Genomic DNA, 14,251 nt, shown 5'->3' with positions numbered 1-14,251 from the left:
TGCATGAACCAACAATGAAGAGTAACGTAAAACAGCTATTATTGCCTATTAAATACCGAACTAATGATAGCGTTTCATAAAAATGTCATACTTATTTGTGACACTTTAATGATTTATAAAAAAGGCGATGGCCACTATGTTAATTGCGATTTTTAGGCAGTTTTTTTTGCTTGGCTGCATGAGTTTTGGCGGCCCTGCTGCGCATTTAGGTTACTTTAAACACCACTTTGTTGATTCGCTGCACTGGTTGAGTATCAGTCGCTATTCACAACTAATTAGCCTAAGCCAAGCTCTGCCTGGTCCTGGCTCTAGTCAGGTCAGCTTTGCAATCGGGGTAGAACGTGCAGGTGTACTCGGTGGTATCACCGCATTTATTGGTTTTACTCTGCCTTCTTTTTTAATTATGACACTGCTTGCTATTAGTGCTCACCAATTTGACGCCGTTTATTTTGCTGTGATCACCGGATTAAAGCTCTTTGCCGTAGTCATTGTTGCCGATGCAACCCTTAGTATGGCCAAAAGCTTTTGCAGCAACCTAATCCTTAAGCTAATTGCAGTTATGAGCACTTTAGCCTTGATCATGATACCTATATTAGGTACACAAATTATTATTTTACTTATTGCGGCCGCAGTCGGCGCTATTTGGCCACTCTTAAAATTAAGTGATTTATCACAACAAACTAACAGTGAGCAGGGAAAAGTTAACTGGGTAGCACTTAGCTTATTTGCACTACTGCTTGGAGTTAGCTTTATTCCAATAGGGCAAGAATTTGCGTTATTTGCGCCTTTTTACCAAGCCGGTGCTATGGTATTTGGTGGCGGACATGTTGTGTTGCCAGTACTTCAAGCGGGTGTGCCAACCTTAAGTGATGACCAATTTTTAACGGCTTACGCCAGTGCTCAGGCTATACCTGGGCCTATGTTTACAATAGCCACCTACTTAGGCGCGCAGCTAAACACCGCGCAACCAATAATAGGCGCAATCATAGCTACATTATTGATATTTACCCCTGGGTTTTTACTGATGTTGGCCTTTCAAAAAAGCTGGATTAATTTAGCTAGTAAACCCCGTTTTGCCAGCTCAATTGCTGCGCTTAATGCCGCCGTGGTTGGTTTTTTAGCTGCTGCATTGTATTCGCCCATTTGGACTTCAGCCGTAAGCAATGTTTGGCATATTGCATTAGTGATTACTGCATTTGTGTGGCTACGTATGAAAAAGCCACCTATTTGGTGGCTATTATTGCTCTTTATTGGCGTTGGCCTTGGACAGCATTATTGGGTACTTTAATACTAGGTTTGCCCGCCATATTCACCCCGTCAGCTGGGCTTAACTGCCCACTGACGCTTTGATAAGCGCGCAGCCCAAACACCGGTAATACAGCTAGTAAATGGTCCATAATTTCAGCTTGTAAGTGCTCGTACGATATCCAACGTTTGTCTTCACTAAAGCAGTAAAACTCAATTGGTAAGCCATGATTAAGTGGTTGTAGCTCACGCACCATAAGTGTGAGCGAGGTATTGATTTTACTGTGCTGTTTTAAGTAACCCTCTGCATAGCGACGAAACAACCCTAAGTTCGACACAGGATCGGGAAGCGTGCCTAGTCGAATATATTCTTGCAGTGGAATAGCCGCTTCTATTTGCGCTTTAAAATCGTCATCAACTAAAAAGATGCTGTTCATATCAATGTTTAAAGAACGTTTAATACGTCGCCCACCAGATTCTTGCATACCACGCCAGTTTTTAAATGAACCGGCCACTAGCATATAAGTTGGTATAGTCGTTATGGTGTTGTCCCAGTTGCGCACTTTTACAGTATTTAGCCCTAAATCAATCACTTCGCCATCGGCACCATAGTTGTCTACTTGGATCCAATCACCATAGGTCACTAAGCGGTTAGCAGCAATTTGAATGCTGGCAACAAAGCCTAATATGGTGTCTTTAAATACTAATAGCGTTACCGCTGCAATCGCACCAAAGCCCGATAGTATATAAGTAGGCGACTTTTCAAGCACAATACTAACTATTAATATTGAACAGACAATAAAGGTGATCAGCTTAACCACTTGAATTAAGCCTTGAATAGGTACTTCTCGGGCAAAATCTAATTGGTTATAAATAGCGCCAGCAATGCTCACTATGCTGCTTATAATAAAACCTATATAAATAATTAATAATGCTTGCCCAATAGTTTTAAGGATCTCTTGGGCAATTGCATTAACGGGATAAACGCTATCAAATGTGGCTAAAAAAAGGACACAACATAGCAAACAGGCAATTCGTTTATTGAGCTTGGTCAACATAGGTGACAATGAACCAATACGCTCAGGCGAGAGTTTAGTCACCACCTTTTGAATACCTGGTAACATTAAGCGGCGAGTAAATAAGTAAACAAATAATAGCGAGAGAATGCCTATCGATGAGGCGGTGATGGCACTGAGAAAAAAAGCATCGGGGACTTTTTCAAACCAAGGAGTAATTAGCTCCTGTAGGTGTGTTTTGGTCATGGTATTTCAATTTCCTTACTGGGAGTTAATTCAGTACTAGCTTGCTGAATATGAATAGCGCTTAATTGCTTATCTTTTATTGTCCATAAGTTATTTAAGTATTGCTGAAACTCGGCTCTAAATACTTGATCTGTTTGGTAACTGCCAATCATCTGTGTATTTATTGGCATCACCTCAATGGTAATATTAATAGACTCCAACTCGCCTTTTAAAATATTACGACACACATGATCTGATTTACCGCTATACACTAAACTGGTGTTAAGCATAGCGTCAAACTGCTCATTTAAAACTTCTAAGGCAAAAGCAGTTCCACCAGCTTTAGGCTTTAATAAATGCTGAAAAGGACTTTGTTGATGCTGGTGCTTTTGCGCTGTAAAACGCGTACCTTCTACAAAGTTCACTATGGTTGTAGGGTGATGACGAAAATTACGGCAACTGCGCTTAGTACGCTCGACATCTAGGCCTTTTAAATTGGGATTTTTTGCCAATTGTGCTTTGCTCACCCGCTTCATAAAGGGCATACCCATTGCCCACGCACCAGTGCCTATAAATGGCACGTACTTAAGCTCATCTTTTAAAAAAACTTAGGAGCTGGTAATGCATTTAACGAGCTTAATACCGCAATATCAAGCCAGCTAATATGATTACTGATTAGCAAATACCAACTATTGGCATTCACCTCCCCACTAATATTAACTTTAATATCATTACAGCCTAGCCACAGCCCTAAGCGATTACCTTTACACCACCCCTTGTACGCACCGTGTAATAATTTACTTACTACGGGTATGGGCAAAACTAATTTAACTAATCCTAGGATAAGTACTAATGCGCCAAATATTATTAAATTAGCAAATAAAACACAGCCAACAATTAAGCCATTTAACCAATTAGGTAACCATTTTTTTAGTCATAACTGTTAGCTCATTTTTTATTTTTGTTTGAAATTAACGAGCGTCTGGTTTTTTTCTTCCCACACGCGATTTAATTCACTTTGAAAGCGTACTCTAAAGTCAGGATCATTAGTGTAATCACCAATTAAGTCATCACTAACGCCTTTGACTTCAACATGTACATCAATGTGTTTTACTTTACCGGCTGCAAAATCCATAAAAGTAGGAATGCCCTCAGGGTAATGAATAGTGACATTTACCACCTTAGAAATTTGCTCACCCATGGCTTGCATTACAAACGCCACACCACCCGCCTTAGGTTTAAGTAAGTGAGGAAACGGACTATTTTGACGCGCATGCTTTTGCGCTGTAAAACGCGTACCTTCAACAAAGTTAACCACACTGACTGGCATTTCTTTAAATTTTTCACACGCTTTACGGGTCGTTTCTAAATCTTTACCACGCAATTTAGGGTTCTTTTTTAATTGGCTTTTACTGGTGCGGGTCATAAAAGGAAAGTCGAGCGCCCACCAACATAAACCTAAAACAGGCACATAAATAAGCTCTTTTTTCAAAAAGAAGTTTAAAAAAGGTATTTTGCGGTTGAACACTCGTTGTAACACTAAAATATCCACCCAGCTTTGGTGGTTCGCAATAACTAGGTACCAATCTTTTAATTTAAGCTCTTCAAGGTCGGTTACATTTAGCTTTGTTGGCGTTAATAACGTTTGATTTAAGGTGTTAAATGTCACCCAAATAGAGGCACATTGCTTGGCTGTCCAGCTCATTAATTTTTGAAGCCCCTTGATTGGGATTAGCTTAACGATGCCACAAATAAAAATAGGCACAAACCAAAAAAGAGTGTTTATTGTGTAAAAGAAAATACTAAATACACTGCGAATAACTGACATTACTTCTATTCCTTTAAACATCGCGCAGCCACGAATGACCGCGCTTAACTATGCAACTAAATTAATCTTCAAAATAGGTGTAACCTTCAAGCCCTGCATTAAGCTCGGCTAAGTAACCTTCTTTACAGTGCGCTGATACATTAAGTTTATTAATCTGAGTGGCAAAGTTATCAGCTAATAACTCGCTATCATAATCAACAAATTTTAATACATCCTTAACGCTGTCACCTTTAATGGCATTGGTTAATACATATCCTTGCTCATTAAGCTCAACATGAACTGAATCGGTATCACCAAATAAGTTATGTAAGTCACCTAAAATCTCTTGGTATGCCCCTACCATAAACATCGCAATATGATACTGCTGACCTTGTGTATATTCAGGAATAGGTAAACTGGTTTCAATCCCTGCACCTTCAACGTACTCACGTATTTGCCCGTCAGAATCACAAGTAATGTCCTGGATAATAGCGCGCTGAGTAAGCGGCTGCGTTAGGTTTTCGATGGGCATAACCGGAAATAACTGCTGAATGCCCCACACATCGGGTAACGACTGAAATAGTGAAAAATTCACAAACAGTTTATCGGCTAGTTTTTCGTTTAAATCATCCAGCACTTCGCGGTGAGCTCGTGCATTAGAGCTTAATGAAGCTCGAACGCGATGTAAAATAGTAAAGTAAAGCTGCTCTATTTTCGCCCACTCTAGCATGCTCACTAAACCATGTACGTATTGATCGTGTGCTTCACTAAATAAATGCATTGCATCATGATAAATCTCTAATGCCATACGCGGGTTCAAACGTTGTAAACACTGCCACATTTCATCCAATACTAAGGCACTGTTTTTAACAGGTGGTTCTGGGTTTAAATGATTTGGCGCTTTTTCAACATCAATTACATCGGTAATAAGCACCGCATGATGTGCAGTAAGAGCACGGCCAGATTCGGTAATAATTGCAGGGTGAGCTAAGTTATGTTGGTCGCACACCTCGGCAAATGCATTTACCACATTACGCGCATATTCTTCGACTGTGTAGTTCATTGAGCAAGCACTTCGCGAACCTGAACCTTCGTAGTCAACGCCGAGCCCGCCACCCACATCAACCGTATTCAGCGGTACACCGTATTGAGTTAATTCAGCAAAATGGCGAGCACACTCGCGCAAAGCACGATGAATATCGCGAATATTGGCAATTTGTGAGCCAATATGAAAATGTACCATTTGCATTAAATGCAACTTATTATGTTGCTTAAGCACTTCCACTGCACTAAGTACTTGGCCTGCAGTTAAGCCAAATTTGCCTTTTTCACCACCGGTATTTTGCCATTTACCTTTACCAACCGAATTTAAGCGAATACGAATTCCAATAGCCGGTTCAATGCCTAAATTATCAATTTCTTCAAGCAATGTGGTTAGCTCTGAGAGTTTTTCAACCACAATTTTAACGCTGTGTCCCATTGCTTGACCAATACAGGCTAAACGTAAAAACTCACTGTCTTTGTAGCCGTTGCATACAATTGTAATAGGCTCTTTCGCCACCCCTAAAATGGCCATTAGTTCAGGCTTAGAACCGGCTTCAAGCCCGACTAAGCCACTTGGGTGTGCCAATAGTTTACTTACTACAGAACGCTGTTGATTTACTTTTATAGGGTAAACACAGGTGTATTTACCATTATATTCACGGTTGCTACGCGCTTGAGTGAAGGCATTGGTGAGCGTATCTACACGATTTTTTAAAATATCAGTAAAGCGCACCAGTACGGGCAATGTTAACCCTTGCTGCTTAAATTGCTCAGTAAGCTGGCTTAAAGAAATGGCAGGTTTTGTTTGGTCGCCATCAGGATAGGCTATCAACTCACCTTGTGCGTTAATATCAAAATAACCATCGCTCCAATGAGCAACATTGTATGTAGCACGTGCTGTTTCTAAACCCCAAGTCATGGCAACTCTTCTTTATTAAATTAGGTGTAAAGGGGCATTTTAATACGTCACTATCTGCTAAGCTAACAAAAATTGAACTTTCCCCTCTTTATAGCTAACTTTATTCACTAAAGAGAGTAAAATTTGATTGAGCAATAGCCCAAGCACTGGCAGAATTGCCTCCTTTTTTCATACTCAACCAAAAGTGTAACAACTATGGCAAATTTAGATCAAGGTAAGTGGTTTACTGAAATTAGCGACCGCGATGGCAGCGCATTTTCATTACGTATTAACAAAAAGTTAGATGAAAAACAGTCTCCTTTTCAAAAAGTAGAAATGTTTGAAACCACAGACTTTGGTAATTTAATGATCATTGATGGTTGCACTATGGTGAGTAGCCGTGAAAACTTTTTTTATCATGAAATGATCAGCCACCCAGCATTACTAGCACACCCAAACCCTAAAAATGTGGTTATTATTGGCGGCGGCGATTGCGGTACATTACGTGAAGTGCTTAAGCACCCAAGTGTAGAAACTGTAACCCAAATCGATATTGACGAAGTAGTTACCCAAATGTCGTTAAAGTACTTCCCAGAGTTATGTGAATCAAATAACGATCCACGTGCCACTGTGATGTTTGACGATGGCATTAAATATATGCGCGAAGCAGCTGGTGAGTCTATTGATGTGGTGATTGTTGATGGAACTGATCCAGTAGGCCCTGGTGAGGGTTTATTTAACCATGCGTTTTATACTAGCTGTTTAAACGCACTTCGCCCTGGTGGAATACTCGTACAACAAAGTGAATCGCCATTAATGCATATGCCACTTCTGGTTGAAATGCGCGAAGCTATGCTAAGTGTTGGTTTTAACGACTTGCAGACTCTTCCATTCCCACAACCTATTTACCCAAGTGGGCTGTGGTCGGTGACGCTAGCTCGCAAATCTGAAGCATTTGACGGTTTTAGAGAAGACGGCGCAGCCATAATTGCTGAGCATAGTGAATACTACAATGGCGGCATTCATCACGGTGCACTCGCAACACCTAATTACATGAAACGCGCTTTTGACAAAAAATAAAAAGCCATAAATGCAAAGTTGGGCTCGCAAGAGTCCTTATCTGTTTCAATTTGTTATTCTTCCAACTAAAACCGAAACTGAGCATTTAATGCTATTTGCTGCTGCGATATTCTCGATGCTTTATTCATAGCTACTCGGTTATCTGCTTGGCTATGAAGCGCTGACCCCTCAACACCTATTTGCCATTGTGGTGTAAGCTGATAACGCCAAGTTGCTGTTAGTCCCTCGCCATGACTAGCATTAGGGTCAAACTTCCAATCGTCTTTGTCTGTCACCTCAAAATAATCGTAACGTACTGAGAAACGGTGGCGTTTTATTTTATGACTCAATAATGCAAAATGACTATAAAATCGAGTATCAACGCCGCGGTTTTGACCCATAGCCGTACCACCCGACATTATTTGGATAATTAATCGTGTTTTCGGTGTAAATTTATTTAGCCATGCGACACTTAAAAATCGAGTATCCCAGGCATATTGACCCGTATTATAATTAAGAGCGCCAGGGTCACCATTGTTATCATTGTAGTACACTCGCAACTGAGACTTTTTTAAATAATCCCAATGTCCACCAACGTAATAACCAAATCGCCCATCGACCTCTTCAAACGGTAAAACTTGGTTTGCTTGAAATTGTAACTGTGGAGTATTTAAAGACGCAACAGGCGCAAAAGCGAGAGCCTCATTAAGTGTTGTTTGGCGATCATGCAAAGCAAAGCCTCGCCAAGCGAGTAATGTCCCCGCAGGATCGTTACCTTTAAATGTCGCACCAACCAAACTAAAACTATGGGCACTATTAAAATTACGGGCTGGGCGTTTAATTGTTGCTTCAACACCTAGCGTTCGCAGCTCTTCACCTACCCAAGAGTTAATTGCCGAATTGGTATAGTTATATGCAGATAACCAGCCCATATCAGGGTTTTCTAATGACAATTGTGGATAAAAGCCACCCACTTTAATATGCCATTTATAATCACTGCGAACTAAAGGTTTATATTGCAGATAAGCCTGACTAACCCCCAAGGTACTTTTTGGGTCTTGATATAAATTAACTACAGCATGGGCAGACCAACTAGAACTTATATCTGCACTTAAATCAATAATTCCCTGAGATAAAACCACACCTTGATTAGCCGCATCATGGCGGTATAAACCAATTCCACCCTCTTGCCAGCTTAGTTGTGAATCAGCTTGCACTGCCCTTACTTGCAGCAAACCTTTAACTTGTGCGTTGGCTGAAAAAACACTCAACAAGCAAATAACAACGGCTAAGCCCAATAGACTATTCATAATCGTCAAACTCATCAACTTCAACCCTAATAGGCAAAGTTAGTTTTTGTTTTAACTGATAACTTAATTTATTGTTAGTTATAATAACTTTTTGCGACTCTATGTTGCTAATATCTCTAAAGCCTTCATGCCAAACATTTAGTTTATAGGCTCCATTTGGGATATCGAACGATGCTACTCCTTGCTCATTGGTGATTGCATAATATGGGCTATCCACAACAACAATGTAACCCAACATCCAATCATGAATATTACAACCAAGCTCCACAACTCCTGTTTGTCCAAATGTAATTGGATCTTGTGGTTGTTCTCGATAAAGCTTTAATTCAAATGTTTTGCTTTTAGAAAATGAATACACGTGATGCATTATCGAGTCAGCGTTAGGAAATTCAACTTGGCTGTTTTTTTCAACGACTAAGATATGTGGTGTAAATTGGCGATTTTTTTGTGTCATAGTGAAAAGTGATTTATTTATATTCACGCCAGAGGCTTGATCTGGAGCTAACCAAACAACAACATTTTCTTGAACTTTTTGGTTGTTATTATAAACAGTAACCGTTGCTGCACTACTCTTAAAAACAATGATACAACCTAAAATAGCGAGTAAAATTTTCAGCATATTTCTTCTTGTTAAATTCTTTTTATTTATTATAGAACTAATTACATAAAGTTTTGCAGATTAATTAACACACTCTTTTTTAGCTAATTAATTGAATACGTATGCAGCTATCTCGTAATAGTGTGTTCATCACTTTATGCTCATAACCTACGGTTTGACATCAAGGACACACAATGAGATTACCTTTACTACTAGTTGCTTTACTTGCAAGCAGTGCTTTTGCAAAAGAAGCCACGCTGAAATCACCTGATCAAAAAATTAAAATTACCATTTCTGATCAATCATCCTCCCCCCATTACTCTATTAGCTTTAATGGTAAGCCTGTTATTGAGCAGTCACGCTTAGGTTTTAGGTTTAAAAGCCAAGCACCATTTGATGACGGCTTTGTTATTAGTGAAGTAACTCGTTCACAAACCGATAGCCAATGGCAGCAACCTTGGGGAGAGCGTCAAACCGTTGTTGATAAGCACAATGAAATTGCCGTTACCTTCAATAAACCTGCGCCCCACGCTGGCACATACACTGTACGATTTAAAGCCTTTGATAGTGGTGTAGGTTTTCGCTATGAAGTCCCTAAGCAAGCCGGTTTTGAACAAACTGAAATTACTAAAGAACTGACCGAATTTGCTATTGCCGCAAAAGATAAAACCACCGCATGGTGGATACCTGCTCGCGGTTGGAACCGTTATGAATATGTCTATAACACTACAGACTTACAAGATGCTGCACTCGCTCATACCCCCTTTACCTTTAAAAATGGTAACGGTGTACATGTCAGCATTCATGAAGCAGCTCTGGTAGATTATGCAGGTATGGTGCTTAACCAGCGTCGCCCAGGTACGTTTAGTGCCGATTTAACACCGTGGTCTGATGGCATTGCAGTTAAGAAGCAAGGCGCATTCAATACTCCTTGGCGCACCATTCAAATAGGTGAGCGAGCGATAGACTTAGTTAATTCAGATATTATTTTAAACCTGAATGAGCCAAATAAACTCGGTGATGTGTCGTGGGTTAAACCAGGTAAATATGTAGGTATTTGGTGGGGAATGCACATCAATGAAACCACTTGGGGCAGTGGAGAAAAACACGGTGCCACCACAAAAAATACTAAATACTATATGGACTTTGCCGCTGAGTATGGCTTTGACGGCGTATTAGTTGAAGGTTGGAACACAGGCTGGGATGGCGACTGGTTTTATAATGGCGATGTATTTAGCTTTACTCAGCCTTATGACGATTTCGATATTGCAGCGCTTACACAGTACGGTAAAGAAAAAGGGGTGCAGTTAATTGGTCACCATGAAACCTCTGGCAATGTTAGTAATTATCATGACCAAATGGAAGATGCTTTTGCACTTTACGAAAAATCAAATGTAAGCCAAATAAAAACTGGTTATGTGGCCGATGGTGGCAATATAAAACGCATAGATGAAAACGGCATTGCTCGCTTTGAATGGCATGACGGCCAATTTATGGTAAATGAATACTTACATAATATTAAACTTGCCGCTAAATATAAGCTAAGCATCAACACCCATGAACCAATTAAAGACACAGGTCTGCGCCGTACTTACCCCAACTGGATTGCCCGTGAAGGTGCGCGTGGACAAGAGTTTAACGCATGGGGTACGCCACCTAATCCACCAGAGCACATTCCAATGCTTGCTTTTACCCGTATGCTTGCAGGGCCAATGGACTTTACCCCAGGTATTTTTGATATGAGCTTTAATGGTTTAGGGGACGATACAAATCGCCCACAAACAACACTGGCAAAGCAATTAGCATTGTATGTGGTGATGTATAGCCCAATTCAAATGGCGGCGGATTTACCGCGTAATTATTTAGCTAAACCCGATGCTTTTCAGTTTATTCAAGACGTACCAACCGATTGGCAGCAAAGTATCGCGCTTGATGGCGAAGTAGGCGACTTTATTGTATTTGCACGCAAAGAGCGCAAGCGCGATAACTATTCAGGGAACGATTGGTACTTAGGTGCAGTTACCGACGAAAATGCCCGCACCATTGAGATTAAACTCGACTTTTTAGATAAAGATAAACAGTTTGAAGCGCAAATCTACCAAGACGGTAAAAACGCTGAATGGAAGAACAATCCTTATGATTTAAGCATTGAAAAACGCACTGTTACCGCAAGCGATAAGCTAACATTAAAATTGGCCACCAGTGGCGGTACAGCCATTCGTTTTAAAGCCCTCTAGTAGTTAATCTGAACTCTAGATAATAAATTAACGCTATCTGCAACCATGCAGATAGCGTTATTAGCTTGGATTAGTAACCTTTATCGGTAGGTATATTTGCGCACTTAAACCACCTTCAGGGCGATTAGAGAGCACCACCTTGCCGCCATGCATATCGATAATACGCTTAATAATTGCAAGGCCTAGGCCGCTACCTTCACTACCGCGAGCTGCATCACCTTGTTTAAACGGTTCAAATACTGACTCCAACTCGCTTTCAGGAATACCCGGGCCACTATCTTTGACCGCAATAACCACATATTTTTTATTGGAATTAAAATAACTGAGTACTTCAATATCACCCTCTGAGTAGCGTAGTGCATTTTCTATCATATTGGTCACTACTCGCTTAATCGCGACACTACTTATGGGAATTTTTCCAATATTAGGATTCGGTTTAAACGTGATCACCCGTTGATGCTTAAGCTCACTTTGTACGACTTCACCAAGGAGCGCATTAATATCTTCGCAGGTTTGTTCTTCACGTTTATGATGGCGTAAATATTCGATAAATTGATCGATAATGCCATTCATATCTTCAATATCGTAAATAATGCCTTCACGTAAATAATCATCTTCATCAACCATCATTTCTGTGGCTAAACGAATACGAGTAAGCGGTGTGCGTAAATCATGAGAAACACCGGCCATAAGTAATCGACGGTCGTTTTCAAGGGCAGCAATACCTCGCGACATTTGATTAAAGGCGCGTGTTACCTCAATAACCTCACTCGACCCTTGCTCTTGTAACTTGGTACTAAAGTCGCCTACCCCTACTTTTATCGCAGCTTGTTGTAATGCTTTTAGTGGTCGGTTCAAGTGCCTTGCAAATAGCCAGCCTCCTAATACACTTAAAAAGCCGATGCTTGAAAGATAAAAGGTTAAAAACTCAAGGTTACTTTCTTTAAATCCGGTGAGCGGCACTTTGACCCAATAACCCGGCGCCTGCGGGGCTTCTACCCAATAAATAAGCGGATCAGTTTGACTAATGCGTACCCGAGAAAAGCCCTTTAATTGCTCAGACATACTACGCGATAGCCCAGAATATTCACGACTTTGGCCTAAACCATTTCGCATAGCTTCACGCTGAGTCATTACTTCAATGCCAGTTATTTCAAAAAACTTCTCAGAGACTTCATCGGTAACTTCAACACCATCTTCCCAATCAATAAACACAGTTTTAATTTGCTTAGCCAGCATTAAATTAACTTGTTCAATGGTGGGTTTAACTACATATAAACTTACCGTGACGTAGGAGACAATTTGGTTAATAAGCAACAAAGCGGCAACCAAAAATACGGTTTGTCCAAACGCACTACGCGGAAACATTCCCATAATGATTACTTTTCACCGTCAGGAACAAATACGTAACCTAAACCCCATACCGTTTGAATATAGCGAGGGTTAGCGGCATCAACTTCAATCATTCTACGAAGGCGTGATACTTGAACATCAATACTGCGCTCAAGCGCACTATAGTCTCGCCCTCGAGCTAAATTCATTAATTTATCTCGACTTAATGGCTCACGCGGGTGAGACACTAACGCTTTTAACACCGCAAATTCACCACTGGTGAGCGACACCGTGTTATCGCCTTCACTCATTTCCCGGGTGGCTAAATTTAGGGTGAATTTACCAAACTCAATTAAATTCTCTTCTGCTGAGGGCGCTCCTGGCACTTCTTTTGATTGACGACGTAAAATGGCTTTTATGCGCGCTAATAGCTCGCGAGGATTAAACGGTTTCGGAATATAGTCGTCAGCGCCGAGTTCTAGGCCAATAATACGATCGACTTCATCGCCTTTGGCGGTCAGCATAACAATAGGGATTTGGTTTTCTTTTTGGCGTAAACGTCTGCAAATAGAGAGCCCATCTTCGCCCGGCAGCATTAAATCAAGCACCATTAGGTGAAAATTTTCACGCTCAATTAGCCTATCCATTTGCTCTGAATCGGCAGCTGTTCTGACAATAAATCCTTGCTCTACCAAATAGCGTTCCAGCAAACTGCGTAAACGTTTATCATCATCCACCACCAATACTTTTACTGTCTCTTGTCCCATAATCTGTTGCTTATTTTTATAATTTATTAATAGTTAATATAAATGAAAAACTTAAGAATAAAAAACTAATTAAGCGCTTAGATTGTTACTGAACATTTCAAACCCATTGATAGCGGTTTTATCTCGACAAGCAGCCTTTATTTTAATACCTTGCCACTCATGAAGATTAAACAAGAACTCAGCGTGAAAACAAACTTAATTACTCGCGAAGGTTATTTACAATTGCAGCAAGAACATGATCATCTTTGGAATGAAAAACGTCCAGAAGTAACTAAAATTGTGAGTTGGGCTGCCAGCCTAGGTGATCGCTCTGAAAACGCAGACTACCAGTTATAACCCCAAAAAATATACTATTTTATTTTAAAGCCAATAAAAACAACTAGCTGAATATAGTACACATACTATACTCTATACTAAATTACCGATATATGAAGCAATATACTTTCAGATAGTGACTTACTATTGGTATTTAATAAGCAATTCCACACTCAAAAAATAAGTTTCATGTCTGCAGATTACGGTAAGCGGAGCCCTATCAATATAACAAGCTACAACCCCTTAAGTAATACTATGAGGAAAATTTTACTTTTACAAAGTCATACTGTGTTTTTATATATGGCTGACTACACAAGATAGGGTTAAATATGAATGGGCCCTAAAGTAACTTTAGAGCCCATTGAGATATGTAAAAGTAACTACTTGTAAATTCTCAA

General features: G+C 40.2%; 10 protein-coding genes and 2 pseudogenes. 4 read left to right on the top strand and 8 right to left on the bottom strand.

From position 1 onward, the window contains the following. Positions 1 to 136 precede the first annotated feature (136 nt). Complete coding sequence (chrA, locus tag P20439_RS10530; RefSeq protein WP_008466715.1) at positions 137 to 1,288, top strand: chromate efflux transporter; 1,152 nt, start codon at positions 137 to 139, stop codon at positions 1,286 to 1,288. Here the strand turns inward: chrA and P20439_RS10525 are convergent. The 4 genes and pseudogenes from P20439_RS10525 to speA all read right to left on the bottom strand — a co-directional run bounded on the left by P20439_RS10525 (position 1,248) and on the right by speA (position 6,256). Continuing rightward, entirely contained in the window at positions 1,248 to 2,507 is a 1,260-nt protein-coding gene (locus P20439_RS10525; RefSeq protein WP_008466713.1) for a mechanosensitive ion channel family protein, read from the bottom strand. The genes chrA and P20439_RS10525 overlap by 41 nt on opposite strands. After that, positions 2,504 to 3,384 (bottom strand): annotated as a pseudogene (locus P20439_RS10520) (acetyltransferase). Before P20439_RS10520 ends, P20439_RS10525 begins: the two are co-directional and overlap by 4 nt. A gap of 57 nt (positions 3,385 to 3,441) precedes the next feature. After that, positions 3,442 to 4,314 (bottom strand): acyltransferase, encoded by an 873-nt coding sequence (locus P20439_RS10515; protein ID WP_008466705.1) that lies wholly within the window; start codon positions 4,312 to 4,314, stop codon positions 3,442 to 3,444. A 61-nt stretch (positions 4,315 to 4,375) separates the two neighbouring features. After that, positions 4,376 to 6,256 (bottom strand): biosynthetic arginine decarboxylase, encoded by a 1,881-nt coding sequence (gene speA, locus P20439_RS10510; protein ID WP_008466703.1) that lies wholly within the window; start codon positions 6,254 to 6,256, stop codon positions 4,376 to 4,378. Between the two features lie 195 nt (positions 6,257 to 6,451). Between speA and speE the strand changes: the two genes are divergently transcribed. Continuing rightward, complete coding sequence (gene speE / locus P20439_RS10505) at positions 6,452 to 7,315, top strand: polyamine aminopropyltransferase (protein WP_008466701.1); 864 nt, start codon at positions 6,452 to 6,454, stop codon at positions 7,313 to 7,315. A 65-nt stretch (positions 7,316 to 7,380) separates the two neighbouring features. Here speE and P20439_RS10500 read toward each other — a convergent pair whose 3' ends face one another. Then, on the bottom strand, positions 7,381 to 8,619 hold the full coding sequence (locus P20439_RS10500; RefSeq protein WP_036933622.1) for a hypothetical protein: 1,239 nt from the start codon (positions 8,617 to 8,619) through the stop codon (positions 7,381 to 7,383). Continuing rightward, on the bottom strand, positions 8,597 to 9,223 hold the full coding sequence (locus P20439_RS10495) for a methylamine utilization protein (protein WP_008466697.1): 627 nt from the start codon (positions 9,221 to 9,223) through the stop codon (positions 8,597 to 8,599). Before P20439_RS10495 ends, P20439_RS10500 begins: the two co-directional genes overlap by 23 nt. 173 nt (positions 9,224 to 9,396) lie before the next feature. Here P20439_RS10495 and P20439_RS10490 point away from each other — a divergent pair, with 173 nt between their 5' ends. Next, positions 9,397 to 11,439 carry a glycoside hydrolase family 97 protein gene (locus P20439_RS10490; RefSeq protein WP_008466696.1) on the top strand — a complete coding sequence of 681 codons (2,043 nt, stop codon included), beginning with the start codon at positions 9,397 to 9,399 and terminating at the stop codon, positions 11,437 to 11,439. Positions 11,440 to 11,499: 60 nt separating this feature from the next. Here P20439_RS10490 and envZ read toward each other — a convergent pair whose 3' ends face one another. Then, positions 11,500 to 12,813 (bottom strand): two-component system sensor histidine kinase EnvZ, encoded by a 1,314-nt coding sequence (gene envZ, locus P20439_RS10485; RefSeq protein WP_036933620.1) that lies wholly within the window; start codon positions 12,811 to 12,813, stop codon positions 11,500 to 11,502. Positions 12,814 to 12,818: 5 nt separating this feature from the next. After that, entirely contained in the window at positions 12,819 to 13,538 is a 720-nt protein-coding gene (ompR, locus tag P20439_RS10480) for a two-component system response regulator OmpR (RefSeq protein ID WP_008466692.1), read from the bottom strand. A 183-nt stretch (positions 13,539 to 13,721) separates the two neighbouring features. On the opposite strand from ompR, the pseudogene P20439_RS18255 reads away from it, so the two are divergent. Then, positions 13,722 to 13,868 (top strand): annotated as a pseudogene (locus tag P20439_RS18255) (transcription elongation factor GreB); the annotation flags it as partial. Positions 13,869 to 14,251 lie beyond the last annotated feature (383 nt).

This window comes from Pseudoalteromonas sp. BSi20439 (assembly GCF_000241165.1).
Lineage (GTDB): Bacteria > Pseudomonadota > Gammaproteobacteria > Enterobacterales > Alteromonadaceae > Pseudoalteromonas.
This window is presented reverse-complemented; position numbering and strand designations above follow the sequence as displayed.